The organism is Pseudomonas sp. IT-P260 (genome assembly GCF_949768395.1).
GTDB classification, from domain to species: domain Bacteria; phylum Pseudomonadota; class Gammaproteobacteria; order Pseudomonadales; family Pseudomonadaceae; genus Aquipseudomonas; species Aquipseudomonas parakoreensis.
On sequence record NZ_CATKPO010000039.1, the window covers coordinates 374,463 to 400,128 of the forward strand.

18 protein-coding genes and 1 pseudogene are annotated in these 25,666 nt (G+C 61.2%); 1 reads left to right on the top strand and 18 read right to left on the bottom strand.

Going from position 1 to position 25,666, the window contains the following annotated elements; genetic code table 11:
* Positions 1 to 278 precede the first annotated feature (278 nt).
* From gcvT to arcD (ACM6HV_RS18160), 10 genes are all read right to left on the bottom strand, one after another.
* Positions 279 to 1,403 (bottom strand): glycine cleavage system aminomethyltransferase GcvT, encoded by a 1,125-nt coding sequence (gcvT, locus tag ACM6HV_RS18115; RefSeq protein ID WP_414904918.1) that lies wholly within the window; start codon positions 1,401 to 1,403, stop codon positions 279 to 281.
* Between the two features lie 51 nt (positions 1,404 to 1,454).
* On the bottom strand, positions 1,455 to 2,831 hold the full coding sequence (locus ACM6HV_RS18120) for an L-serine ammonia-lyase (protein WP_414904919.1): 1,377 nt from the start codon (positions 2,829 to 2,831) through the stop codon (positions 1,455 to 1,457).
* 190 nt (positions 2,832 to 3,021) lie between these two features.
* Positions 3,022 to 5,874 carry an aminomethyl-transferring glycine dehydrogenase gene (gene gcvP / locus ACM6HV_RS18125; RefSeq protein WP_414904920.1) on the bottom strand — a complete coding sequence of 951 codons (2,853 nt, stop codon included), beginning with the start codon at positions 5,872 to 5,874 and terminating at the stop codon, positions 3,022 to 3,024.
* A gap of 11 nt (positions 5,875 to 5,885) precedes the next feature.
* The gene (gene gcvH / locus ACM6HV_RS18130) at positions 5,886 to 6,269 is read right to left on the bottom strand and encodes a glycine cleavage system protein GcvH (protein WP_414904921.1); all 384 of its coding nucleotides are present in this window, start codon (positions 6,267 to 6,269) and stop codon (positions 5,886 to 5,888) included.
* 438 nt (positions 6,270 to 6,707) lie between these two features.
* Positions 6,708 to 8,216, bottom strand: coding sequence for a sigma-54-dependent transcriptional regulator (locus ACM6HV_RS18135; protein WP_198759255.1), 1,509 nt, complete (start codon positions 8,214 to 8,216; stop codon positions 6,708 to 6,710).
* Positions 8,217 to 8,413: 197 nt separating this feature from the next.
* Entirely contained in the window at positions 8,414 to 8,776 is a 363-nt protein-coding gene (locus ACM6HV_RS18140) for a DUF5064 family protein (RefSeq protein ID WP_041068604.1), read from the bottom strand.
* Positions 8,777 to 8,839: 63 nt separating this feature from the next.
* On the bottom strand, positions 8,840 to 9,769 hold the full coding sequence (gene arcC / locus ACM6HV_RS18145; RefSeq protein ID WP_414904922.1) for a carbamate kinase: 930 nt from the start codon (positions 9,767 to 9,769) through the stop codon (positions 8,840 to 8,842).
* 188 nt (positions 9,770 to 9,957) lie between these two features.
* Positions 9,958 to 10,968: an ornithine carbamoyltransferase gene (locus ACM6HV_RS18150; protein ID WP_003227481.1), complete on the bottom strand. Its 1,011-nt coding sequence runs from the start codon at positions 10,966 to 10,968 to the stop codon at positions 9,958 to 9,960.
* Between the two features lie 69 nt (positions 10,969 to 11,037).
* The gene (arcA, locus tag ACM6HV_RS18155) at positions 11,038 to 12,294 is read right to left on the bottom strand and encodes an arginine deiminase (protein ID WP_047296012.1); all 1,257 of its coding nucleotides are present in this window, start codon (positions 12,292 to 12,294) and stop codon (positions 11,038 to 11,040) included.
* A 34-nt stretch (positions 12,295 to 12,328) separates the two neighbouring features.
* On the bottom strand, positions 12,329 to 13,756 hold the full coding sequence (gene arcD / locus ACM6HV_RS18160) for an arginine-ornithine antiporter (protein WP_041068609.1): 1,428 nt from the start codon (positions 13,754 to 13,756) through the stop codon (positions 12,329 to 12,331).
* Positions 13,757 to 14,346: 590 nt separating this feature from the next.
* Here arcD (ACM6HV_RS18160) and arcD (ACM6HV_RS18165) point away from each other — a divergent pair.
* On the top strand, positions 14,347 to 15,774 hold the full coding sequence (gene arcD / locus ACM6HV_RS18165) for an arginine-ornithine antiporter (protein WP_414904923.1): 1,428 nt from the start codon (positions 14,347 to 14,349) through the stop codon (positions 15,772 to 15,774).
* 101 nt (positions 15,775 to 15,875) lie between these two features.
* On the opposite strand, the gene ACM6HV_RS18170 is transcribed toward arcD (ACM6HV_RS18165), so the two are convergent.
* The 8 genes and pseudogenes from ACM6HV_RS18170 to ACM6HV_RS18205 form a co-directional block, all read right to left on the bottom strand.
* Positions 15,876 to 17,222, bottom strand: a complete 1,347-nt coding sequence (locus ACM6HV_RS18170; RefSeq protein WP_414904924.1) for a CoA transferase — start codon at positions 17,220 to 17,222, stop codon at positions 15,876 to 15,878.
* A gap of 189 nt (positions 17,223 to 17,411) precedes the next feature.
* The gene (locus tag ACM6HV_RS18175) at positions 17,412 to 18,167 is read right to left on the bottom strand and encodes a methyl-accepting chemotaxis protein (protein ID WP_371260381.1); all 756 of its coding nucleotides are present in this window, start codon (positions 18,165 to 18,167) and stop codon (positions 17,412 to 17,414) included.
* 150 nt (positions 18,168 to 18,317) lie between these two features.
* A pseudogene (locus tag ACM6HV_RS18180) lies at positions 18,318 to 19,625 on the bottom strand (chemotaxis protein); the annotation flags it as partial.
* 314 nt (positions 19,626 to 19,939) lie between these two features.
* Positions 19,940 to 20,335: a YbaN family protein gene (locus ACM6HV_RS18185; protein ID WP_145594502.1), complete on the bottom strand. Its 396-nt coding sequence runs from the start codon at positions 20,333 to 20,335 to the stop codon at positions 19,940 to 19,942.
* A 163-nt stretch (positions 20,336 to 20,498) separates the two neighbouring features.
* A complete protein-coding gene (locus tag ACM6HV_RS18190; protein WP_414904925.1) occupies positions 20,499 to 21,095 on the bottom strand; it encodes a biliverdin-producing heme oxygenase in 597 nt (198 codons plus the stop codon).
* Between the two features lie 109 nt (positions 21,096 to 21,204).
* Positions 21,205 to 23,790 (bottom strand): TonB-dependent receptor, encoded by a 2,586-nt coding sequence (locus ACM6HV_RS18195; protein ID WP_414904926.1) that lies wholly within the window; start codon positions 23,788 to 23,790, stop codon positions 21,205 to 21,207.
* Between the two features lie 122 nt (positions 23,791 to 23,912).
* Positions 23,913 to 24,878, bottom strand: coding sequence for a FecR family protein (locus tag ACM6HV_RS18200; RefSeq protein WP_414904927.1), 966 nt, complete (start codon positions 24,876 to 24,878; stop codon positions 23,913 to 23,915).
* Between the two features lie 124 nt (positions 24,879 to 25,002).
* Positions 25,003 to 25,521 (bottom strand): RNA polymerase sigma factor, encoded by a 519-nt coding sequence (locus ACM6HV_RS18205; protein ID WP_041068631.1) that lies wholly within the window; start codon positions 25,519 to 25,521, stop codon positions 25,003 to 25,005.
* Positions 25,522 to 25,666: the final 145 nt, after the last annotated feature.

The following is a 25,666-nucleotide window of genomic DNA, read 5'->3' on the forward strand; positions in this document are numbered from 1 at the left end:
TCACGATTCCAAGCTGACCCATGCAAACACAGTGGACAAACTCTACGCCAACTACGGGAGAAAAAACAAGCCCCGCGAAGGCCCGGTTTTCCTGCGCTTGCTGGCAGTTAGTCAATCCACTAGTGTCGGCTTAGACGATGAACGGGTTCAATTGTTTTCGATCGTTATAAGCAAAGTTCATATTCGAATCAGATGTTAGAAAATGCACTTTTTTGTGGCGATTGCGTTACACATTAGTGCACGCATAACGCAATCGCGTTACTTATAGAAACAGTCAATCAACCACGATAGTAGCGTTGTGGAACAAATGGCATTTTGCTTACAAGCATTTGCACCTTTTTCCCACGAACGATGGCCCAGACTGGCGTTTCCAGTGCGACATAAGCGCTGTCAAGATAACCCATCGCCAACGGCCCGCCCAAGGTCGGGCCGAAGCCGCCGCTGCACACGCTGCCGATGATTTCGCCCGCTTCGTTGACGATTTCAGCGCCTTCACGCACCGGCGTACGTTCCTGTGGCAGCAGACCGACGCGTTTGCGCGCGACGCCATTCTGCTGCTGAGCAAATACCTGTTCTGCACCCGGGAAACCGCCGGCCCGCGCGCCGTCGGCGCGGCGTGGCTTGGAGATCGCCCACAACAGGCTGGCTTCGATCGGCGAGGTGTCGGTGTTCATGTCGTGGCCGTACAGGCACAGGCCGGCTTCCAGGCGCAGCGAGTCGCGGGCGCCGAGGCCAATGGCCTGGACTTCCGGTTCGGCCAGCAGGGCACGAGCGAGTTTTTCCGCATCGGCTGCCGGTACGGAAATCTCAAAACCGTCTTCACCGGTGTAACCCGAACGGCTGACGAAGCAATTGATGCCCAGCAGCTGCACGCGGTTGAACTGCATGAACGTCATCTTCGCCACCTCTGGTGCAAGACGCGCCAGTACGGTGACTGCAGCGGGACCTTGCAACGCCAGCAACGCGCGCGCTTCGAACAGCTCCGTAATGGTGCACTGATCACCGATGTGCTTTTGCAGATGCGCCAGGTCCTGATCCTTGCACGCGGCGTTGACCACCAGGAACAGCTCGTCGTTACCGAGGTTGGCGACCATCAGGTCGTCGAGGATGCCGCCGTTGTCGTTGGTGAACATCGCGTAGCGCTGCATGCCCACCGGCAGGTCGATGATGTCCACCGGCACCAGGGTTTCCAGGGCCTTGGCGGCATTGGCGCCGGTCAGGCGAATCTGGCCCATGTGCGAGACATCGAACAGCCCGGCCTGCTCACGGGTGTGTTGGTGCTCCTTCATCACGCCGAGCGGGTATTGCACCGGCATGTCATAGCCGGCGAACGGCACCATGCGGGCGCCGAGTTCGAGGTGCAGAGCGTGCAGCGGGGTTTTCGACAGTTGTTCGGTGGACATGCGTGACTCCTTGATTCATACCAGCTCTCTCCCGGAGGAAGAGGGGGCTAATTAGCATTCGATAATGTTGACTGCCAGACCGCCACGGGCGGTCTCCTTGTATTTGCTTTTCATGTCGGCGCCGGTCTGGCGCATGGTGCGGATGACCTTGTCGAGCGAGACGAAGTGCTGCCCGTCACCACGCATCGCCATGCGCACCGCGTTGATCGCTTTCACCGAGCCCATGGCATTGCGCTCGATGCACGGCACCTGCACCAGCCCGCCAATCGGGTCGCAGGTCAGGCCGAGGTTGTGTTCCATGCCGATTTCCGCGGCGTTCTCCACTTGCTGCACGCTGCCGCCGAGCACTTCGCACAACGCGCCGGCGGCCATTGAGCAGGCCACGCCGACTTCGCCCTGACAGCCGACTTCGGCGCCGGAGATCGAGGCGTTTTCCTTGTACAGAATGCCGATCGCGGCGGCGGTCAGCAGAAAGCGCACCACGCCGTCATCGTTCGCACCCGGGATAAACCGCATGTAGTAATGCAGCACCGCCGGAATAATCCCGGCCGCACCGTTGGTGGGTGCGGTGACCACGCGCCCGCCGTTGGCGTTTTCTTCGTTGACGGCGAGGGCGTAGAGGTTGACCCAGTCGAGCACCGACAGCGGATCGCGCAGCGCCGATTCCGGGTTCTTGCACAGCTGTCGATGCAGTGCCGCCGCCCGGCGCTTGACCTTCAGCCCGCCCGGCAGAATGCCTTCGTTGCGACAGCCAGCGGCGACGCAGTCCTGCATCACTTGCCAGATTTTCAGCAGACCGGCGCGGGTCTCGGCCTCCGGGCGCCAGGCGCTTTCGTTGGTCAGCATCACCTGGCTGATCGACAGGCCGTAGGTGGCGCAATGGCCGAGCAAGTCCTTGGCGCTTTTGAACGGGAAGGTCAGCGGTGTGGCGTCTTCGACAATGCGGTCAGCGCCGGCGGCATCCTCATCGACGACGAAACCACCGCCGACCGAGTAGTACTCGCGGCTGCGGATTTGAATACCGGCTGCATCGAGTGCGCGAAAGATCATGCCGTTGGGGTGATAGGCCAACGGTTTGCGGATCATCGCCAGATGTTCTTTCTCATTGAAGGCAATGCTGTGTTCGCCGAGCAGATTCAACCGGCCATTGCCGCGAATGTCCTGCAGGCGCGCGGCGACGGTTTCGGTGTCGACGGTGTCCGGGTGTTCGCCCTCAAGGCCAAGCAGCACGGCTTTGTCGCTGCCGTGACCCTTGCCGGTGGCGCCGAGCGAGCCGTACAACTCGACCCGGACACTGTCGGTAGCGGCCAACAGGTTTTCCCGGCGCAGGCCTTCGGCGAAGCGCGCAGCGGCACGCATCGGTCCGACGGTGTGGGAGCTGGAAGGGCCGATGCCAATCTTGAACAGGTCGAACACGCTTAACGACATGAGTGGTTCTCCGGTTTCTTGTTATAGGAATTGGCGCAATATCAGGCTGAGTACATCCCCTGTAGGAGCTGCCGAAGGCTGCGATCTTTTGATCCTGTTTTTAAGATCAAGATCAAAAGATCGCAGCCTTCGGCAGCTCCTACAGATAAAGCGATAAAGCGGTGGGGCGGACGAACCGCCCCCGTTCTTTTTAAGCGTAGCTTTCGATCGACGGGCAGGCGCAGACCAGGTTGCGGTCGCCGAACACGTTGTCGACGCGACCGACCGGCGGCCAGTATTTACCTTCGACCAACGACGCCACCGGATAAACGGCCTGCTCGCGGCTGTACGGGTGGGTCCACTCGCCGACCAGTTCCGCTGCAGTGTGCGGGGCGTTCTTCAGCGGGTTGTCGTCCTTGTCCAGCGTGCCGTTTTCCACTGCGCGGATTTCTTCGCGGATGCGGATCATGGCGTCGCAGAAGCGGTCCAGTTCTTCCTTGGATTCGCTTTCGGTCGGCTCGATCATCAGCGTGCCGGCCACCGGGAACGACATGGTCGGGGCGTGGAAGCCGAAGTCGATCAGGCGCTTGGCGACGTCATCGACGCTGATGCCGCTGCTGTCTTTCAGCGGACGCAGATCGAGGATGCATTCGTGCGCCACCAGACCGTTGCTGCCGGTGTACAGCACTGGATAGTGCTCTTCCAGGCGACGGGAAATGTAGTTGGCGTTGAGGATTGCCAGTTGCGAAGCCCGCTTCAGACCGGCGCCACCCATCATGCGAATGTACATCCAGGTGATCGGCAGAATGCTCGCGCTGCCGAACGGCGCTGCGCAGACCGCGCCTTCCTTGCGTTGCATCTGACCGTGACCCGGCAGGAACGGGGTCAGGTGCGACTTGACGCCGATCGGGCCGACGCCCGGGCCGCCACCGCCGTGCGGAATGCAGAAGGTTTTGTGCAGGTTCAGGTGCGAGACGTCGCCGCCGAACTTGCCCGGTGCGCAGAGGCCGACCATCGCGTTCATGTTGGCGCCGTCGATGTACACCTGGCCGCCGTTGTCGTGAATGATCCCGCAGATTTCGCGGATGCCTTCTTCGAACACGCCGTGGGTCGACGGGTAGGTGATCATCAGCGCTGCGAGGTGTTCGCGGTGCTCGATGGCTTTGGCGCGCAGGTCTTCGATGTCGACGTTGCCACGGGCATCGCACGCGGTCACGACCACGCGCATGCCGGCCATGTTGGCGGTGGCCGGGTTGGTGCCGTGGGCGGACGACGGAATCAGGCAGATGTCGCGGCGCTCGTCACCACGGCTCTGGTGGTAAGCGCGGATTGCCAAGAGACCCGCATATTCACCCTGCGAACCGGCGTTCGGTTGCAACGAGATCGAATCGTAACCGGTGGCGGCGCAGAGCATCGCTTCCAGTTCATCGGTCAGTTGCTGGTAGCCGGCGCTTTGCTCGGCCGGAGCGAACGGGTGCAGGGCGCCGAATTCGGCCCAGGTCACCGGGATCATTTCGCTGGCGGCGTTGAGTTTCATGGTGCACGAGCCCAGCGGGATCATGGTGCGATCCAGTGCCAGGTCCTTGTCCGCCAGCTTGCGCAGGTAGCGCATCAGCTCGGTTTCCGAGTGATAACGGTTGAACACCGGGTGGCTGAGGATCGGCGACTGACGTACCAGCGCCGCCGGGATGGTGCTGTGCACCGAAGCGGCCAGTGCAGCGAAGTCCGGCAGGGTCTTGCCGTCGGCGAACAGGCCCCACAGGGTTTCGATGTCAGCCTGGGTGGTGGTTTCGTCCACCGACAGGCCCAGACGCTCGGCGTCGATCACCCGCAGGTTGATCTGCTGAGCGTGCGCCTTGTCGTGCAGCGCGGCAGTGTGCGCGCCGGTGGCGAGGGTCAGGGTGTCGAAGAAGCTTGCCTGTTCGACGGTCTGGCCCAGTGCGCTCAGGCCCTTGGCCAGGATCGCGGTCAGGTGATGCACGCGGTTGGCGATCTGGGTCAGGCCTTTCGGGCCGTGGTAGACCGCGTACATGCTGGCGATGTTGGCCAGCAGCACCTGCGCGGTGCAGATGTTCGAGGTGGCCTTCTCGCGGCGGATGTGTTGCTCGCGGGTCTGCATCGCCAGGCGCAGGGCCGGCTTGCCGAAACGGTCAACCGAAACACCGACCAGACGGCCTGGCATGTCACGCTTGAATGCATCCTTGGTGGAGAAGTAGGCGGCGTGCGGGCCACCGAAGCCAAGCGGCACGCCGAAGCGTTGCGCCGAACCGATGGCGACGTCCGCGCCGAACTCGCCCGGAGCGGTCAGCAAAGTCAGGGCCAGCAGATCGGCAGCCACCGCAACCAGCGCGTTGGCGGCGTGGAAACGCTCGGTCAGTTCGCGGTAGTCGAAAAGGTCACCGTTGCTTGCCGGGTATTGCAGCAGCGCGCCGAAGAACGGCGTGACGTCCGTCAGTTCACGCTCATCGCCAACCACCACTTCGATGCCCAGCGGCTCGGCACGGGTACGCAGCACGTCGAGGGTTTGCGGGTGGCTGTGGATCGAGGCGAAGAATTGGTGGCTGCCCTTGTTCTTGCTCAGGCGTTTGCAGAAGGTCATGGCTTCGGCAGCGGCGGTGGCTTCGTCGAGCAACGAGGCGTTGGCGATCGGCAGGCCGGTGAGGTCGCTGATCAGGGTCTGGAAGTTCAGCAGCGCTTCGAGACGGCCCTGGGAAATTTCCGGCTGGTACGGGGTGTAAGCGGTGTACCAGGCCGGGTTTTCCAACAGGTTGCGCAGGATCGGCGACGGCGTGTGGCAGTTGTAGTAGCCCTGGCCGATGTAGGTCTTGAACAGCTGGTTCTTGCCGGCGATGGATTTGATCATCGCCAGGGCGTCGGCTTCGCTCAGACCGTCGTCCATGCCGAGCACGCTGGTGCCCTTGATGCTTTCCGGAATGACGCTGGCGCTCAGCGCTTCGAGCGAGTCGAAACCGAGGCTGTTGAGCATGGCTTGCTCGTCACCGGCGCGCGGGCCGATGTGACGGGCGATGAATTCGTTGGCAGTGCCGAGGTTTACTTGGGTCATGTCGCTACTCCTCAGGCTTCGTCTTGCGCTTTGATCAAACGGTCGTAGGCGTCCTGATCCAGCAATTTCGCCACCGCCGAGGCGTCGCTTGGCTGGAAGCGGAAGAACCAGCCTTCGCCCAGCGGATCTTCGTTGACCAGTTCCGGAGCGTCTTCCAGCGCCGGATTAACTTCCAGGACGTCGCCGTCGAGGGGCATGTACACGCCGCTGGCGGCTTTCACCGATTCCACGGTGGCGGCTTCGGCGCCTTTTTCGTAAGCCTGCAGCTCAGGCAGTTGCACGAACACCACGTCGCCCAAGGCGTTCTGCGCGAAAGCGGTGATGCCGACAGTAACGCTGCCGTCAGCTTCGGTGCGCAGCCATTCGTGATCTTCAGTAAAACGCAACTCGCTCATGGAAACTCCTAAGGGGGCCAGACTCGTCTGGTGGACGCGGTGGAAGGCTTGGGCATGAAAGCCCTGATTTTATGAGCGGTTACTTAGCAAGAACGCGGCCATCTTGAATTTATCTATGCAAAACAATGACTTATTGATTATCTGTGAGCCTGGTGAAGGGAAGGCTGTAGCGAAATCGCTACAGTTCAGGGCGGGGAGAAAAGCTGAAGCGGATCAAAGCCTTGCACAGCGGTCGCTGAAGGAGGGTGTATCGATATCGTTCCGCTGTAGCGCTTTCAGTACAGGTGGAGGTCGTTTTCAAGTAGAAAAATACAAATTTTGAACTGGAAACCCGGACTGTAGGAGCTGCCGAAGGCTGCGATCTTTTGATTTTGTTTTTTAAGATCAAGATCAAAAGATCGCAGCCTTCGGCAGCTCCTACAGGGGGTTAGGGTGAGTTTAAGACTTGCCCGGAATGCCGTACTTGCGCAGGCGATGGGCAATCGCGGTGTGCGAAGTCTGCAAGCGGCTGGCCAGTTGGCGGGTCGAGGGGTAGCTGGCGTAGAGTTTTTCCAGCAGCGATTTTTCGAAGGACTCGACGGCTTGTTCAAGGCTCTCGACGTCGCTGTCGGTCTGCCGCGCCACCGAAGTGCCGGCAATGTCGAGGTCACCGATGTCGACCAGGCTGCTTTCGCAGATCGCCGCCGCGCGGAAGATCACGTTCTGCAACTGCCGCACGTTGCCCGGCCAACGATTACCGAGCAGCGCCGGATAGGTACCGGGCGCAAGGCGACAGACCGGGCGCTGGATCTGCGCACAGGCCTGCTGCATGAAGTAGCGCGCCAGCAACAGAATGTCCTGACCGCGTTCGCGCAGCGGCGGCACTTCGACGTTGAGCACGTTGAGGCGATAGAACAGGTCTTCGCGGAACAGGCCTTCGCTGACCATTTTTTCCAGGTCGCGGTGGGTCGCGCTGAGGATCCGCACGTTGACCTTCACCTCGCGATCGCCACCCACCCGGCGGAAGCTGCCGTCGTTGAGAAACCGCAACAGCTTGGCCTGCAAGTACGGCGACATCTCGCCGATTTCGTCGAGAAACACTGTGCCCTGGTTCGCCAGCTCCATCAGCCCCGGTTTGCCGCCACGTTGCGCGCCGGTGAAGGCGCCGGGGGCATAGCCGAACAGCTCGCTCTCGGCGAGGTTCTCCGGCAGGGCCGCGCAGTTCAGGGCGAGGAACGGCGCACTGTGTCGCGTACTGATCGCATGGCAGGCGCGGGCCACCAGCTCTTTGCCGGTGCCGGTTTCGCCCTGAATCAGCAGCGGCGCATCAAGGGCGGCGACGCGTTGCGCGCGGGCCTTGAGGGTGCGGATCGCCGGGGATTCGCCGAGCAGCGCATCGAAACCTTCGGCATGGTCGTGGTGCAACGCCGAGAGCTGTTCACCGATACGGTTCGGTTGATACAGGGTCAGTAGCGCGCCGGCGTCGGTGATCGGCGTGGCGTCGAGCAACAGGGTCTGGCCGTTGACGGTGATCTCGCGCAGCGGCAGACGGAAGCCTTGTTCGAGCAGGGTTTCCAGCAGGCCGGGATCGTTGAACAGTTCAGAGACGCTTTCACCCGCCGGTTCGCGTCCGTACAGCGCGATCAGTGCCGGGTTGGCCAGCAGCACTTTCCCGGCGCTGTCGAGGGCGAGCACCGGATCGGTCATCGCCGCGAGCAATGCATCGAGCTGCAGGTGCCGACGCTGGCCGGGGAGGATGTCGACCACCGTGACCGCTTCGACACCGCGCACCCGAAACAGCGCATCTTTGAGTTCTTCGAGCACTTGCGGGCTCAAGGTCGGGGCGTCGATGTAGACGTTGGGCGGAATCATCTCCACCGCATCCAGATTGAGATTGCGCCCACCGAGGATCGCCAGGACTTCCTGGGTGATGCCGACGCGGTCGATGAAGCTGACGTGGATACGCATGGGGCGGTTCAGTGTTCTGGAATGCGGAGGGGGGCAAGTATGCCTTGGGGCGGGGGCTTGGTGAAATGGACAACGATTTTCCGGGCAACTCAAATCCCCGGTGGGAGCGAGCCTGCTCGCGAGAGCGGTGTGTCAGAAGTGAACATATTGACTGACAGATGGCTTTCGCGAGCAGGCTCGCTCCCACAGGGGAATGGTTATTCGAAGTGCTCGGGATTGACCGGATCTCCGGATTGCATATTCAACTTCTGCCGAATGTCCTCAAACATCAGGTCGTAATGCTTGTGCACCGAGCCGATCTGGCTGTGAGCCTTTGGAATCCCGTACTTCTCGGCAATCCGGGTCACGTCGCGGGCGAAGTTGTAAGCCTCTTCCTTGGGCAGGAAAAACGCTTCCTTCATGTCCTTGCCCTGCATATTGCCGTGCAGGGTGAACTGTATCCCTTTGCCTTTTTGCGGATCGGTGAACACTTCATAGTCGAGGCACAAGTCGTAACTGACGTCATCTGGCGTCAACGCATGTCGCTCGATGTGCAAATGACCGGGGTTGAATATGGCCATGGGTTTCTCCTTCTCAAGGCATGGGAGAAGGGCAGACCCTGGGCCTGCCCCCGGAGTTTCTGATTATCGATAGCTGATGCCCGGCTTCGCGGTGCTGACACGGGTTCCGGCGGTGCCCTGAACGATGGCTTCGATGTCCGCCAGCGAACCGATCACCGCGACCTTGCCAGTATGGCGCGCGAACTCGCAAGCTGCCTGTACCTTCGGCCCCATGGAACCGGCGGCAAAACCGAGGCGTTCCAGTTCGTCCGGGTGCGCTTGGGCGATGGCTTTCTGGGTTGGCTTGCCGTAATCGATGAATGCCGCGTTGACGTCCGTGGCGATCACCAGCAAATCGGCCTCCAGTTGCTCGGCGAGCAGCGACGAGCACAGATCCTTGTCGATCACCGCCTCGATGCCCTTGAGGTTACGGTGCTCGTCGTACATCGTCGGAATCCCGCCGCCACCAGCGCAAATCACGATGCTGCCCTTGTCCAGCAGCCACTTGATCGGACGGATTTCGAAGATGCGTTTTGGCCGAGGGCTGGCCACCACGCGGCGGAATTTGTCACCGTCCGGGGCGATGGCCCAGCCTTTTTCTGCGGCGAGCTTTTCTGCTTCGGCTTTCTCGTAGACCGGGCCGATCGGTTTGCTCGGGTTCTGGAAGGCCGTGTCCTTGGCGTCGACTTCAACCTGGGTCAGCAGGGTGGCGAACGGCACTTCGAAGTCCAGCAGGTTGCCCAGTTCCTGTTCGATTATGTAGCCGATCATGCCTTCGGTTTCGGCACCGAGCACGTCCAGCGGGTAAGGGGTGACGGAGGTGTACGCCGCCGCTTGCAGCGACAGCAGGCCGACTTGCGGGCCATTGCCATGGGCGATGACCAGTTGGTTGCCAGGATGGATCTTGGCGATTTGCTCGGTGGCGATGCGGATGTTGGCGCGCTGGTTGTCAGCGGTCATCGGCTCGCCACGGCGGAGCAGGGCGTTACCGCCCAGAGCTACGACGATACGCATAATGCAATCCTTTCAGCAGAGAAATGGCAAACGACTCGGTTTCCCTGTCGGAACCGGAATTCCATGTGGGAGCGAGCCTGCTCGCGAAGGCGTCAGATCAGTCGACATCTCTGTTGAATGACCCACTGCTTTCGCGAGCAGGCTCGCTCCCACCCTGGAACCGGTTCCTTCAGTGGGAGCTATTCCGATTACAGATCAGCCAGGGTCGAGACCAGAATCGCCTTGATCGTGTGCATGCGGTTTTCCGCTTGCTCGAAGGCGATGCAGGCGGGCGACTCGAACACGTCGTCGGTCACTTCGATGCCGTTGGCCAGGTGCGGATACTGTTCGGCGATCTGTTTGCCGACCTTGGTATCGCTGTTGTGGAACGCCGGCAGGCAGTGCATGAACTTGGTGCGCGGGTTGCCGGTGGCTTTCATCAGCTCTTTATTGACCTGGTACGGCAGCAGTTGCTGGATACGCTCGGCCCAGGCTTCCACCGGTTCGCCCATCGACACCCAGACGTCGGTGTGGATGAAGTCGACGCCTTTGACCGCCGCTTTCGGGTCTTCGGTGAGGGTGATGCGTGCACCGGATTCTTCCGCGTATTTCTTGCAGCGATCCACCAGATCGTCATGCGGCCACAGGGCTTTTGGCGCGCAGATGCGCACGTCCATGCCGAGTTTGGCACCGACCAGCAGCAGCGAATTGCCCATGTTGTTGCGCGCATCGCCGAGGTAGGCGTAGCTGATTTCGTGGATCGGCTTGTCGGCGTGTTCACGCATGGTCAACACGTCGGCGATCATCTGCGTTGGGTGATATTCATCGGTCAGGCCGTTGAACACCGGAACCCCGGCGAACTTCGCCAGCTCTTCGACAATTTCCTGTTTGAAGCCACGGTACTCGATGGCGTCGTACATGCGACCCAGCACGCGGGCCGTGTCTTTCATGCTTTCCTTGTGGCCGATCTGCGATGAGTTCGGGTCGATGTAGGTGACGTTGGCGCCTTGGTCATAGGCCGCCACTTCGAACGCGCATCGGGTGCGGGTCGAGGTTTTTTCGAAGATCAGGGCGATGTTGTTGCCCTTGAGGTGTTGCTGCTCGGTGCCGGTGTATTTCGCGCGCTTCAGATCGCGGGACAGGTCGAGCAGATAACGCAGCTCGCGCGGGGTGTGGTGTTCCAGGCTGAGCAGGTTACGGTTGTGGATGTTGAACGCCATGATGATTCTCCTTGGATTCGGTAATCGGCCCGGCCGCTACGGGGTAGGTGCGGCCGGGGAGATGGTCGTTTAGTAATCGATTGGGTCGCGGATGATCGGGCAGGTCATGCAGTGGCCGCCGCCGCGACCACGGCCGAGTTCGCCGGCGCTGATGGTGATGACTTCCACGCCTGCCTTGCGCAGCAGGGTGTTGGTGTAGGTGTTGCGGTCGTAGCCGATGACCACACCCGGTTCCACTGCCACCACGTTGTTGCCGTCGTCCCATTGCTCGCGTTCGGCAGCGAAGCTGTTGCCGCCGGTTTCCACCACGCGCAGCTTCGGCAGGTTGAGGGCTTTGGCCACGGTGTCGAGGAAGCTGCCTTCTTCGCGGCGAATGTCGATGCCGCCCTGTTTGCTTTCGTCAGGGCGCAGGGTGAACGCGACGATCTGGTTCACCACTTCCGGGAAAATCGTCACCAGGTCGCGGTCGCAGAAACTGAACACGGTGTCCAGGTGCATCGCGGCGCGAGACTTCGGCAGGCCGGCGACGATGACTTTCTCCACGGCTTTGTTCTTGAACAGGTTCAGCGCCAGTTGGCCGATGGCCTGTCGGGATGAGCGTTCGCCCATGCCGATCAACACCACGCCGTTGCCGATCGGCATCACGTCGCCGCCTTCCAGCGTCGAGCTGCCGTGATCCTTGTCCGGATCGCCGTACCAGATCTCGAAATCGGCGTTGGTGAACTGCGGGTGAAATTTGTAGATGGCAGTGGTCAGCAGGGTTTCCTGACGGCGCGCCGGCCAGTACATCGGGTTCAGCGTCACGCCGCCGTAGATCCAGCAAGTGGTGTCGCGGGTGAACTGGGTGTTGGGCAGTGGCGGCAGGATAAAGCTGGAGTGGCCGAGGAAGTCGCGGAACATCTGGATGGTCTTGCCACCAAAGCTGTCCGGCAGATCGTCGGCGGACACGCCACCGATCAGGAATTCGGCGATGTGCCGTGGCTCAAGGCTTTTCAGCCACGATTTGACTTCGCTGATCAAGCCCAGGCCCACCGAGTCGGCAGTGACCTTGCGCTCGAGGATCCAGTCCAGTGCTTCCGGGATGGCGACGATGTCGGTCAGCAGGTTGTGCATTTCCAGCACGTCGATCCCGCGTTCACGCATTTTGGTCACGAAGTCGAAGTGGTCGCGCTTGGCCTGGGCGACCCACAGCACGTCGTCGAACAGCAGTTCGTCGCAGTTGTTCGGGGTCAACCGCTGGTGGGCCAGACCTGGGGAGCAAACCATGACTTTGCGCAGTTTGCCGGCTTCGGAATGGACGCCGTACTTAACTTTTTCCGTGGTCATTGCAGTGATCCTCCAGAGGTAAAAACTTGGGCAATTACAGGGTCAGGAAGCCGTCGTAGAGACCGTAGGCTGCCACCAGGGCACCGACGACCACCGCGGCGAAAATCAGCTTCTCGACGTTGGTGAAAACCGCTTGTTTGAGTTCGAGCTTGGCCTTGGCGAACAGGATTGCGCCGGGTGCGTAGAGCAGGGCCGAGAGCAGCAGGTACTTCACCCCACCGGCATACAGCAGCCAGACCGCGTAGATCAGGGCGATACCACCGATGATCAGGTCCTTGCGCCGCTCGGCCGCGAAGCCTTCGTAGGTTTCGCCGCGTACGGCGAGCAGCAGGGCGTAGGCCGCCGACCACAGGTACGGCACCAGAATCATCGAAGTGGCGAGGTAGATCAGCGACAGATAAGTGCTGGCCGAAAACAGGGTGATGATCAGGAACAGCTGAACCATCGCGTTGGTCAGCCACAACGCATTGACCGGTACGTGGTTGGCGTTCTCCTTGCGCAGGAACTCCGGCATGGTGTGGTCTTTGGCGGCGGCGAACATGATCTCCGCACACAGCAGCACCCACGACAGCAGCGCGCCCAGCAGCGAGATGATCAGACCGACGCTGATCAGCACCGCGCCCCAGTGACCGACCACGTGCTCGAGCACGGCAGCCATCGACGGGTTCTGCAGTTTGGCCAGTTCCGGCTGAGTCATGATGCCCAGCGACAGCACGTTGACCAGCACCAGGAACAGCAGCACGGTGATGAAACCGATCACGGTGGCCTTGCCGACGTCGGAGCGTTTTTCCGCCCGGGCCGAGAAGATGCTCGCGCCTTCAATGCCGATGAACACCCACACGGTGACCAGCATCATGTTGCGCACCTGGTTCATCACGCTGCCCAGATCCGGGTTTTTCACGCCCCAGATGTCAGCGGTGAAGATGTCCAGTTTGAAGGCGAAGACCGCGATCAGGACGAACAGCAGCAACGGCACGACCTTGGCGACGGTGGTCACGAGGTTGATGAACGCCGCTTCCTTGATTCCGCGCAGCACCAGGAAATGCACGGCCCACAGCAGCACCGAGGCGCCGATCACGGCGGCCACCGTGTTGCCTTCGCCGAAAACCGGAAAGAAATACCCGAGGGTACTGAACAACAGAACAAAGTAACCGACGTTACCCAGCCAGGCGCTGATCCAGTAGCCCCAGGCGGACGAGAAACCCATGTAATCGCCGAATCCGGCCTTGGCGTAGGCGTAGACGCCGCCGTCCAGGTCAGGCTTGCGATTGGCGAGGGTTTGAAAGACAAAAGCGAGGGTGAGCATGCCGACAGCGGTGATGGCCCAACCGATCAGCACCGCACCGACGTCGGCGCTGGCGGCCATGTTTTGTGGCAAAGAGAATATCCCGCCACCGATCATTGAACCGACTACCAATGCAACCAGTGCACCGAGTCGTAGTTTTCCGGGAGCTTCAGACATTGCATGACTCCATTGCAGGAGAGAAGAGTTCACAGCGTAGTGCCGTTGTCTGTTCAAACAGCTGACTTAGATCAGTTCATGGCCACATTCCATTGTTAATGAATGACTTATGAAAAGGCTGATGGCATAAAGTTGCTGCCCGAAGAGGCCCATTCCAGAGGCTTGCGGCAGATGTGGTTGGGAATTTCTCCTATTACTTTGGAATTATCACGCTAGTTGGTTTTCAGCTTTTGGCAAATTTTTCACATCTGTTTTCAGTACAGAATCGAATAATCAGGATTCGCGCACAAAAGCGATTAGTCGTGCTATGCGTTAGCGTTGTTGGCTATATATAAGAGCGGTATTGGCGTTATTCACAGAACGTACTTACGCTTTATCCGTTTAGTTAATACTCAGAAATAGACACACCTTGTGGCGAGGGGATTTATCCCCGATGGGTGGCGTAGCCGCCCCAGATCCATTCAGCGCGGTGTATCAGGCAGAACGAGTTCTCAGGTTTTGGGGCGGCTATGCCACCCATCGGGGATAAATCCCCTCGCTACAGGTATAAACAGGTTTCGAGACCCGTTGTCAGGAAAAGGGAGACTGGAATGTCGCAACCGACGCAAAAGCTGCGCCTTGGTGCGTTGATCGCCCTGGTTGTAGGTTCAATGATTGGCGGGGGGATTTTTTCCCTGCCGCAGAACATGGCGGCGCGCGCCGATGCCGGGGCGATCCTGATTGGCTGGGGAATCACCGCCATCGGCATGCTGACCCTGGCGTTCGTGTTCCAGACCCTCGCCAACCGCAAGCCTGAGCTGGACTCCGGCGTCTACGCCTACGCCAAGGCCGGGTTTGGCGACTACATGGGTTTCTCGTCCGCCTGGGGTTACTGGATCAGCGCCTGGCTGGGCAACGTCGGTTATTTCGTGTTGCTGTTCAGCACGCTCGGTTATTTCTTCCCGGTGTTTGGCCAGGGCAACACGCCGGTCGCCATCGGCTGTGCGTCGGTGCTGTTGTGGGCCGTGCATTTTCTGGTGATGCGCGGGATCAAAGAGGCGGCCTTCATCAATCAGGTGACCACGGTCGCCAAGATCGTGCCGCTGATCATGTTCATCGTGATTGCGGCGGTGGCGTTCAGGGCCGATATCTTTACCCGCGACATCTGGGGCCGCAGCAACCCGAGCTTCGGCGGGGTGATGGATCAGGTGCGCAACATGATGCTGGTGACGGTGTTCGTGTTCATCGGCATCGAGGGCGCCAGCGTGTACTCGGCACGAGCGGAGAAACGCACCGATGTCGGCCGCGCCACGGTAATCGGTTTTCTCGGCGTGCTGGCGCTGCTGGTGCTGGTCAATGTGCTGTCGCTGGGGATCATGAGCCAGCCAGAACTGGCGACCCTGCAAAACCCGTCGCTGGCGGCGGTGCTGGAACACATCGTCGGGCCATGGGGCGCGTTGTTGATCAGCCTTGGTCTGGCGGTGTCGCTGCTCGGCGCGTTGCTGTCGTGGGCGTTGTTGTGCGCCGAAATCCTGTTTGCCACGGCGCGGGACAAGACCATGCCGGCGTTTCTGAAAAAGGAAAACGCCAACCACGTGCCGGTCAATGCGCTGTGGCTGACCAACGTGATGATTCAGATTTTCCTGCTGATCACGCTGTTTTCCGCCGGCACCTACACCAGCCTGATCTACCTCGCCTCGTCGATGATTCTGGTGCCGTACCTGTGGTCGGCGGCGTACGCGGTGTTGCTCAGCGGGCGTGGCGAAACCTATGAACATGCCTCGGCCGAGCGCACCAAGGACCTGCTGATCGGCGGCATAGCGCTGTGCTACGCGGTGTGGCTGTTGTATGCCGGCGGGGTGAAATACCTGCTGCTGTCGGCGCTGTTGTATGCGCCAGGCGTGGTGCTGTTCGCCAAGGCCAAGCATGAGCAGGGCGAGCCGTTGTTCACTCATGTCGAGAAGGTGATTTTCACCGGCGTGATCATCGGCGCGGGGCTGGCGGCGTATGGGTTGTACAGCGGGGTGTTGTCGTTGTAGGTGATGTCAGTGCGGGCCTCTTCGCGAGCAGGCTCGCTCCCACATTTGAAATGCGTGCCCCTGTGGGAGCGAGCCTGCTCGCGAAGGGGCCCGAATGGTCATCACCATAGCGGGCTGTGTGAACCCAATTCTGTGGCCGGCAACTGCCATTGCAGCGGCGTCCCGCTGATCTTCAGCGGTACCAGCAAGCGGTGCGCAGGCCCCCAAGGTGTTTGTTCCAGAAGCGGGTTTTGATCCTGCGCATCTTCAGCCCACAACGGTTCGCTCGACCCCAGCCCCTGTTCGATCAACAGCTTGGCGGTGCGCGCCAGCGACAAGCGTGCCGAGCCACCTCGACCCGTCTTCAAACGTTGCGTCAACAGCCGGATCGCACTTGCCGCCATCAAATACCCGGTTGCATGGTCCAGCGCCTGCACCGGCAACGGCGTCGGTTGGTCCGCGTGCTTCCAGCGCTGCCCGGCCTCGGCGATGCCGCTGCTCATCTGCACCAGGCTGTCGAAGCCACGGCGGTTCTGCCACGGGCCGCTCCAGCCGTAGGCGTTGAGGCAGACGTCGATCAGCCCCGGCGCCAGTTGCCGCCGGCGCTCGGAGCCGAAGCCGAGGTGTTCCAGCGCGTCGGCACGGTAGCCGTGCACGAGGATGTCGGCGTCCTGCAACAAGTGTTCAAACACCACGCGATCTGCCGGTTGCTGCAGATCCAGCCGCGCGCAGCGTTTGCCAAGGGTCATGTCCGGGATAACGCCCGGTTCGTTCCAGGTCGGCGGATCGATGCGCAGCACATTGGCGCCGAGGCCGGCAAGGAAACGGCTGGCGGTGGGGCCGGCAAGCACGCGGGTCAGGTCCAGCACCTTGAGGCCGGCCAGCGGCTGCGCTGCCGAGCCTTGCCAGGCGTTGGTGTGTTCATCCTGCGCATCGAGGAAATGCACCAGCGGTTCGGCATTCACTGCCAGCCCCTGCGGATGCTGCTGCCACTGCGCCCTACTGCGCATTTCGGCGGCGCAGCCGTTGGCGTCGACGACTGCTTGTTCCAGATCGGCACTGCGCCATTGCGCGACGTTCGCTGCCATGGCGGCACGGTCGGCGCAGGCGCCCAGCACGCGTTCGGCGGCGGCGCGGTGATGCGGGGCGTTGGTGTGCAGGCGGATCCAGCCGTCCTCGGTTGCGTAGTCACCGGCCACCGGATCCCACAACGGCGGGACGTTCCAGCCCATCGGTCGCAGCGAAGTGGCGAACCAGAACGAGGCCAGACGTCGATCGATTTCCACCGCGGGCAAGTGCCCGGTCTGTTGCCGGAGCAGTTCGCTGACGGCCTGCCCGGCAGCGCCGATGCTGGCGCAGGCCAGGTCGGTCACGGCGAATGCCGAGGGCAGGGCACCATGGCCCGTGAACGGAATCGGCGTGTGGGGCAAGCCGAGTGCGGCTTGAATGGACGTGAGTAGATCAGTCATCGAAGGCCCTCCGGGAGAGAGGGCGATGATAGTGCAAAAGAATCTCGGGCCAGATGAAATTCCGGCAGGTGAACACTTACCCCTGTGGGAGCGAGCCTGCTCGCGAAAGCGGTGGATCAGTCACGTTGATGTTGAATGTGCTGCCGTCTTCGCGAGCAGGCTCGCTCCCACAGGGATTTTTGCGGTTTGTTAGACGCGGAACTGGTCCATCAGCTTCATCTGCTGGCTCGCCAGGGCATTCAACTGACTGCTGATCGCCGCTGATTCAGTCGCCTGCTCGGTCAGCGTTTCAGTCACGGTACGAATCGCCGAGACGTTGCGGTTGACCTCTTCGGCCACGGCGCTCTGTTGTTCGGCGGCACTGGCGATCTGCAGGTTCATGTCGCTGATCACGGTGACCGCGTCGCTGATCTTGCCCAGCGCGTCCACGGCCTGACGGATCTGCCCGGCGTTGTTGTGTGCCTGGGTCTGGCTCGAATGCATGGTCGCGACCACGCCACGGGTGCCGGTCTGGATGCGCTCGATGACGATGCGGATTTCTTCCACCGAATCCTGAGTGCGCTTGGCGAGGTTGCGTACCTCGTCGGCGACTACTGCGAAACCACGGCCGCTTTCCCCGGCGCGGGCCGCTTCGATGGCGGCGTTGAGCGCCAGCAGGTTGGTTTGTTCGGCGATGCTGCGGATCACTTCCAGTACCGAACCGATCTGCTCGCTGTTGACCGCCAATGCTTCGACCTCGGTCACCGCTTTGCTGACTTCGTCGGCCAGTTGATTGATGTCGCGGGTGCTGCGTTCGATGATCGACATGCCGTCGCGGGCCGACTGATCGGCGCCCTTGGCGGCGTTTGCTGCGTTCGACGCGCTGTTGGCGACGTCGTGGGCGGTGGCGCTCATTTCGTTGGACGCGGTGGCGACCTGATCGATTTCGCGGAACTGCACCTGCATGCCTTCGCTGGTCTGGCGGGCGATTTCCGAGGACTGATCAGCAGTGCCACGCGCTTCGGTGATGCTCTGTTTGATCTGGGCGATGGTCGGTTGCAGCTTGTCGAGGAAGCGGTTGAACCAGTTCACCAGTTCGCCCAGTTCATCCTTCTTGCTGTAGTTCAGGCGCTGGGTCAGATCGCCTTCACCGCTGGCGATGTTCTTCAGCATTTCAGCGACACTGTTGATCGGCCGGGTCACGCCCGAGGCGGTGAGCCAGATCAGCAGCAAACCGACCAGACCTGCGACCACGGCCACCAGCAACGCGCTGATCAAACCGCTTTTCTGCGCATCGTCGAGCACCGCTTGCAGCTTGACCGAGTCGGCCAGCAGCACCTGTTTCGGCAGGTCGATGACCACGCCCCAGGCCCGCGAGTTGCCAATCGGATCCACCGGGTACACCGCGCGAATCAACTCGCCCTGTTCAAGAATCTTCGGCGTGCCGCTGCTGACCAGTTGCAGCACGTCCTTGCCGTCGGCGCCGAGGGTATCGCTGATTTTTTTGCCGACCCTGGTCGCGTCGGAACTGTCGGCGGCGAGTACGCCGCTGCCGGAGACGATCAGCATGTGCCCGGCGTTGTTGAACAGGTCGCGCTGGGAGTCCACCGCCGCTGCTTGCAGGGCATCAAGGGCGATGTCGACGCCGACCACGCCGATGGCCTTGCCGTCGACGATCAGAGGCACGGAAATGGTGGTCATCAACATTTCCTTGCCGCCCACGGTGTCGGCGTACGGGTCGAGCAGGCAGGTGCGCTTGTTGTCGCGAGGGCAGGTGTACCAGCTGTTATACGGCGTGCCGCTGACGCTGAGGGTGGTCTTGGTCATGTCTTCTTCGACCATGATCGTGTTCAGCGCCGAGCCGGCAGCGCGGCTCCAGTAGGTCGCAAAGCGCCCGGCTTCGTTGGACTGGCGCGCGGCATCGTTGACGAACTCGCTGTCCTTGCCGTCGAGGCCGTTGGGTTCGAAGGCGAGCCAGATGCCGAGCACTTTGTCGTTGCGCTCGAACGCGGTTTTCAGGCTCTGGTTCAACTCTTCACGCAGGGCATCGGCGTCCAGCGAACGCTTGGCGGCCATCACCCGCATGTCCTTGATCTGGTCGGCCAGCGCGGTGATCACCGTCAGGCTTTCGCCAAAGGTCTTCTGTACCCGCACCGCTTGCTCGGCTGCCTTGGCCTGCAACAGATTCTGCACACTGGCGGTGAGCAACTGGTTGCTGGAGTTGCTGACCAGTTCGTCGTTCTGGTTGGTCTGGTAAATGTTCATGCCGACGATCAGCGCGACCACACCGAGCAGACACAGACCGGAGAGCAGGACGATTTTCAGGCGAATGGAAAGAGAGTCGAACATGGGGCGATCTCGTGAATGAATGAGCAGGTGGCCACGGGATGAACTACCCGGTTCGCCAAATCCATTCAGCGCCATGCATTGCTCATCGGCGCGCAGCGACGGCGCATGAGTTGCTTGCCGACGAACGGTCAGCGCTAAACGTTTGCGCAGGGGATTGTGCTGAAAAGGCGCTTAATTACAGGGAAGTTTCAGCCGGATGAACGCTGAGGAGCTTTTGGTGATGAGGCTTTGTGGTGAGGGGATTCATCCCCGATGGACTGCGCAGCAGGCCCAAAACCTGACAACCATTTTTAACTGAAACTCTGCGGAGCCTGATTAGTGGCTGCTGCGCAGCCATCGGGGATGAATCCCCTCACCACAAAAGCTCATTTGCCAAAAATAGCGGGCGGTCAGGCGGGGGGCGGGATCGTTTCCGGGCGCGACCAGATCCACAGATTGCCCAGGCTCATCCCGGCAATCGCCAGGTACACCGGCCAGCCGTGGTCGAGCATCACCAGCATCAGTGTCGCGCACAGCAGCATGCTGACGGTGGCGCTGACCTTGGCCTTGCGCGCGATGATCTTGCCGTTGCGCCAGTTGCTCAGGATCGGCCCGAACAGCCGATGGTTTTCCAGCCAGGCACTCAGGCGCGGCGAGCTGCGGGTCGCCGCCCAGGCGGCGAGCAGGATGAACTCGGTGGTCGGCAGGCCGGGCACGACGATGGCGATCAGGCCAATGCCGAGGCTGACATAGGCCAGCAGGCCGAACAGCAGGCGAGCGAGTTTTGAGGTGGCGGGTTGCGGCATGGGCTCAGCGGTTGCTTCTGAAGCGGAAGGGCGATCTTACAGGTTGTTGCAGTTCCAATGTGGGAGCGAGCCTGCTCGCGAAAACGGTGGATCAGTCACTTTGATGTTGAATGTGCTGCCGTCTTCGCGAGCAGGCTCGCTCCCACAGGGAATAGGTGTTGGATCAGGCCGGTTCGGCTTCGGTGGCGTAAGCCTGTTCCAGCAGCACGGTGAAGCGGTTGAACGCGTCGATTGCGCCTTGCTCGATTTCGGCTTCCTCTTCGGCGGTGAACGGCAGGGAGTCGAGAGTACGCACGAAGCTTTTCCAGCCTTCGGCACGGCCGCCTTCCGGTTCACCCAGGTGACGGGCGCCAAAGGTTTCGCTCAGCTCCAGCGCCACCGCACGTTTGATCAGGAACGCAGCACCGAGCTTCGAGCCTTCGGAGACGAAGATCCAGCCGAGGGCGCGGGCCTTGCTCGGGTTTTTCAGCGCACCGGCCACCGGTGGCGGGATATCGGTATCGAGGTCCGCCAGGTCAGCCTTGGCCGCTTCGGCGCGGCAACGGGCCGGCAGGTCCGGGACGATGGCAGCCAGTTCGGGGTTGTTGTAGAGGTCAACCAGCTCCGACTGGAACAGGTACTGCGCGACCACGAAACGCGCGAAGTTGGCGCGGGTTTCGAACGGCGCGTGGGCCTTGACCAGGGCGTCGAGCTTGCTGTGCGGCTCGTGGGTGATCTGGTTCAGGCGTTGTGAACGCAGGGCTTTTTCCGAAGTGGTCATGGGGTGTCCTTGATAAAAGAGGCGCTTGATAACGAGACGAACAAGAAGGCGCCTGAGCGTAAAAAAGCTCACTGCGCGGCGATAAACACGCGCAGTGAGGTCGGCCGGATCAGATGTCCCAGACCAGATTGATCGCGAAGTTGCGGCCCGGCTGGGTCAGGCGATCGAGGTTGGCCGGTTGCGTTACAGAGGCTTCGCCAACGCTGTCGTAGCCGCGCACGTCATCCCACAACCAGTACTTCTTGTCGGTCAGGTTGTAGATGCCGCCGCTGACGGTGACGTCGTCGGTGACTTTGTAATAGCCGGCCAGATCGAGAATGCCGAAGCCCGGGGTCTTGAACTGGCTGCTGACGCCATCCGGCGACTTGAAGTTGCTGTCGTCGACGCGGTCCTTTTTCTTCACCACGGTCCAGCTCAGCAGGCCACCGTAATTGTCTTGGTCGTAACCCAGACCGAATACGCCGGTCAGCGGATTGACGCTGTTGAGAGGCTCGCCGTTGTCGTTGTTGCGACCGTAGGCATAGGCGATCGAGCCTTGGGTGTAGAGGCCCTGCGGCGCGCCGAACGCATCGAGGTTCATGCGACCTTTGACTTCGGCGCCCTTGATGGTCGCGTGCTTGATGTTGCTCGACTGGAAGGTCAGCTCGTCGTAACCGGGAGTGACGGCGTCTTCGTTGATGAAGTCGCGGTACTTGTTATAGAACACCGCCACGTCGAACGAGCCTTGCTCGAAGTTGCCGCGCAGACCGGTTTCATAGCTTTTGCTTTTTTCCGGTTCCAGGTTCGGGTTCGGCGCCACGTTGTAGCCGGTGGTGCTGTTTTCGAAGCGCCCGTACAACGCTTTCGCGGTCGGTGTGCGGAAACCTTCGGCGTACTGGCCGTACCAGGTGTAGTTATCGGTCAGGGCGTAGGTCAGGCCGAATTTGGGCGAGACTTTGTGCCAGGTCTTGTTCTCGTCGCTGACGGTGCCGTTGCCGTCGGCGGCCACGGTGTTGAGGAATTCCTCAGTGATGTGCGGCTTGAGCTGGGTGTAGTCGTAGCGCAGGCCCGGCAGGAAGGTCCACTTGTTCCAACTGATCTGATCCTGAGCGAACAAGCTGTAGGTGTTGATGGTCGGGTCCGGGAAGTCGCTGGATTTTTTCAGCACGTCCGCCGCGCTGGTGGCGCCGATGGCGGTGCAGCCACGGCCGACCGCGAGGCATTTGCCGTCGCCACTGCGCGAACCGGTGACCTTCTGCTGTTTGATCGTGGTGCCGTAGGTCAACACGTGATCGGTGTCACCGATGGCGAAGGCCTTGTCCAGTTGCGCATCGAATACCCACTGTTTTTCCTCGTAGACCGTGTCGCGGGTGCGCAGCACTTTACGGGTCATCGGGTAGTAGAACTCTTCAGTGCTCTGGTCGGTCTTGGCGATCTGGTGGTTGAGGCTCCACTTCACGTTGTCGGCCAGCAGGCTGTCGAGGGCGAAGCTGTGTTCGAGGCCGAAACGCTCGCGGGTGATGGTGTCGTTGCCGGTGCGCCACTGGTACATGCCGCCGGGCAGCACGCTGTTGGGGATGGTCGGGGCACCGTTGAAGTACGGGCCGCCGTAGGCACTTTTCTGATCAGTGTCGCGGTCGTCCTTGTACTTCTCGTAGGTCAGGCCCAGACTCGAATCGTCGTTGTAGTTCCAGCCGATCTTCGCCAGTACGTTGGTGGCTTTGACGTCTTCCGGGTTGGCGGCGGTGCGGGCGAGGCCGGTGCCGTTGTTGCTGCCGTAGGAGTCGGTTTCGTGACCGTCGCGCTGGCTGAAGTGCAGCAAGCCGTCGAACTGCTCGGCACGCCCGGCAACCGTGGCGGATTTCAGCCAGCTCTCATCGGCGGAGCTGTAACCGGTTTTCAGGCGAGCGCCGACGTCTTTGCCGGGCTTGATGATGTCGTCCGGGTCGAGGGTGTAGTAGCTGACGGCGCCGCCGATGGCGTTGCTACCGTACAGCACCGAGGCCGGACCGCGGAGGATTTCCACGCGTTTGACGATTTCCGGGTCGACGTAATTGCGCTGGGTCTTGGCGTACGGGCCGTTGAAGAAACCGTCCGGCACTTCGACGCCGTCAACTTGCGTCAGGATGCGGTCGCCGTCGATGCCGCGAATGTTATAGCCGCTGATGCCGCCACGCTGGCCGGCGCCGCCGACGGATACGCCCGGCTCGTAGCGCACCAGATCCTTGAGGGTGTTGACGTTTTTGCGATCCAGATCCTGGCGGGTCTGCACGGTGACGGTGGCCGGCACGCTATTGACCGACTGTTCCTGGCGGGTGGCGCTGATGGTCACCTGATCCAGATTGAGTGCGCCGCTGGTGCTGCGCTTCTCCAGCACCACATTGTTGTTGCTCAGCTTGCGGAAGCTCAGGTTGGTCCCCACCAACAGGCGCTCCAGGGCTTTTTCCGGCGGCAGCGACCCGCGCACACCCGGCGACGACACGCCCTGACCCAGTTCTGCCGGCAAACCGACCTGCCAGCCGGTGACGCTGGTAAAGGCATTGAGCGCCGACACCAGCGGTTGCTGGCCGATCGAGAACGAATAATCACCCATGTTGCGCGCCGGTTGTTCGGTGGCAGCCATCAGCGGTGCGGTGCCGGCCATGAGGATGGCAGCCGTCAGCAGCGACAATACGCGGGAAGGGGAAGCAGTCTGGCGGGTAAGGCGAGAGGACATCGATAGCGCTCCGTGTCGCACGAATCTTTATAGGTGCTGATCCGCCTCCGAAGATGCGAATCAATTGCATTGGCTATAACGAGACGAACGGGGTTTCGCTATCGAGTAAAAATAATTCTCATTTAGTTCAGGATCACCAGCGCCGGGAATTCCTGCAGGCGCGCCGAGGTGATGTGGGCGAGGGAACGCACGACGTCCAGCGGCTGGTCGAGACGGTAATTGCCGGTGACGTTGACGTCGGCCAACTGCTCGTTGGTGTTGATGATCCAGCCCGGGTAGTAGCGGCGCAGTTCGGCCAGCACCTTGTCGAGCGGACAGTTTTCAAAGATCAACCGGCCCTGGACCCAGGCCAGGTCGGTGGCGGCATCGAGTTTGGCCGGACGATCGAAACCGTTGGGGCCGATACGGATGCTTTCGCCGGCGCTCAAACGCACGCGCGCGTCATTGTGGGTGGCGCGCAGATCGACATCGCCGCGCTGCACGTTGACCTGTGTCACACCGTCCAGATAACGCACGGCGAAATCGGTGTCGCGCACGCTGGCCTGCACCGGGCCGGCATCGATTTGCAGCGGCTGGCCACGGTTGGCGGCCACCTCGAAAAACGCTTCGCCCTGATACAGGCGCGCCACGCGCTGGCGCTCATTGATGCTGCTGGAGAAGGCCGAATTGGTGTTGAGCAGCACCTTGGAGCCGTCCTCCAGTTGTAGGCGCTGACGCTCGCCGACCACGGTCAGGTGATCGGCCTGCAGGCGCATCGGCAGATTGCTGAAACTGAACAGGCCGAGGATCAGCACCGCAGCGGTGGCCAACGGTTTCCAGTGCGGACGCAACCGCTTGAGGACGGTGACTTTCGCCGGTTTGGCCGCGAGGCTTTGCGCGCACTGGGCGACTTGCGGCCCGTCCCAGACTGCCTGCGCCTTGGCGAACGCCTCGGCATTCAACGGATCGGCCGCCAGCCATGCATGAAATTGCCGGGTCTGCTCTTCGTCCGCACTGCCGAGCACGATGAGCCAGTCCAGAGCCTGGTCCATTGCACGGGCGGCGTCCTGCGCCGTGTCGGGCGAAGGCGGGCGGTGGGTGTCCGTCACGGTGTTTCCTCGGCAGTGTCAGTGCACGGCTGTTTTTTTAGTGAAGCGTAAAAGTCGGGCAAGGGTAGCAAAGCCCGCTGATCAGTGCAGTCGATGCTGATGCTGACAGAAATCGCCTGTGACCTCAGGCGCCATTCAAGCGCTCGGCGACACCGATGCAGATCGACATGATCAGCTTGAGTTCCTTCTGCACGGTGCTGAGCGACACGTTCAATTCGTCGGCGATTTCCTGATAGCTGTGCCCGTGCAGGCGGCTGAGGATGAAAATCTGCTGCTGACGCGGGCTGAGTTGACTGAGGCTCACGTTCAGGCGCTCCAGCAATTGTTCGGCGTGGGCGGCGTCTTCGGCGCTGCTGGCGGGTGCGGCGACGCTGTGCACCACGTCCTGCGGCACGTCATCGACCATGGTCCGCGAATGGATCTTGCGCGCGCGCAGGTGATCCAGCGCCAGATTGCGCGCGGTCTGGAACACGAAGGGTTCAAGGTGATCGATGGCGCGCTCACTCAACGCCCGCGTGACGCGCAGGTAGGTTTCCTGCAACAGGTCTTCGGCGGTGCTGTGATTGTTGACCATCCGCTCGATCGTACGCAGCAGGGATGTGCGCTGAGAGAGGAAGACGTGATTGAAGCGCGATTGACTCACGGGGGAACCTGATCCATTTCGAGCGAATGATAATGCTTATCATCTAGTCGAGTGGTCAAGTGTTGTTTTTGAACGAAGCAGACAAATGTAGGAGCTGCCGAAGGCTGCGATCTTTTGATGTTGCTTTTAAAACAAGATCAAAAGA

Excerpts from the sequence above, each read along its gene's own strand:
- gcvT (WP_414904918.1), bottom strand. The coding sequence starts at position 1,403 with ATGTCCACCGAACAACTGTCGAAAACCCCGCTGCACGCTCTGCACCTC.
- ACM6HV_RS18120 (WP_414904919.1), bottom strand. The coding sequence starts at position 2,831 with ATGTCGTTAAGCGTGTTCGACCTGTTCAAGATTGGCATCGGCCCTTCC.
- gcvP (WP_414904920.1), bottom strand. The coding sequence starts at position 5,874 with ATGACCCAAGTAAACCTCGGCACTGCCAACGAATTCATCGCCCGTCAC.
- gcvH (WP_414904921.1), bottom strand. The coding sequence starts at position 6,269 with ATGAGCGAGTTGCGTTTTACTGAAGATCACGAATGGCTGCGCACCGAA.
- ACM6HV_RS18135 (WP_198759255.1), bottom strand. The coding sequence starts at position 8,216 with ATGCGTATCCACGTCAGCTTCATCGACCGCGTCGGCATCACCCAGGAA.
- ACM6HV_RS18140 (WP_041068604.1), bottom strand. The coding sequence starts at position 8,776 with ATGGCCATATTCAACCCCGGTCATTTGCACATCGAGCGACATGCGTTG.
- arcC (WP_414904922.1), bottom strand. The coding sequence starts at position 9,769 with ATGCGTATCGTCGTAGCTCTGGGCGGTAACGCCCTGCTCCGCCGTGGC.
- ACM6HV_RS18150 (WP_003227481.1), bottom strand. The coding sequence starts at position 10,968 with ATGGCGTTCAACATCCACAACCGTAACCTGCTCAGCCTGGAACACCAC.
- arcA (WP_047296012.1), bottom strand. The coding sequence starts at position 12,294 with ATGACCACGGAAAAAGTTAAGTACGGCGTCCATTCCGAAGCCGGCAAA.
- arcD (WP_041068609.1), bottom strand. The coding sequence starts at position 13,756 with ATGTCTGAAGCTCCCGGAAAACTACGACTCGGTGCACTGGTTGCATTG.
- arcD (WP_414904923.1), top strand. The coding sequence starts at position 14,347 with ATGTCGCAACCGACGCAAAAGCTGCGCCTTGGTGCGTTGATCGCCCTG.
- ACM6HV_RS18170 (WP_414904924.1), bottom strand. The coding sequence starts at position 17,222 with ATGACTGATCTACTCACGTCCATTCAAGCCGCACTCGGCTTGCCCCAC.
- ACM6HV_RS18175 (WP_371260381.1), bottom strand. The coding sequence starts at position 18,167 with ATGCAGGTGCAGTTCCGCGAAATCGATCAGGTCGCCACCGCGTCCAAC.
- ACM6HV_RS18185 (WP_145594502.1), bottom strand. The coding sequence starts at position 20,335 with ATGCCGCAACCCGCCACCTCAAAACTCGCTCGCCTGCTGTTCGGCCTG.
- ACM6HV_RS18190 (WP_414904925.1), bottom strand. The coding sequence starts at position 21,095 with ATGACCACTTCGGAAAAAGCCCTGCGTTCACAACGCCTGAACCAGATC.
- ACM6HV_RS18195 (WP_414904926.1), bottom strand. The coding sequence starts at position 23,790 with ATGTCCTCTCGCCTTACCCGCCAGACTGCTTCCCCTTCCCGCGTATTG.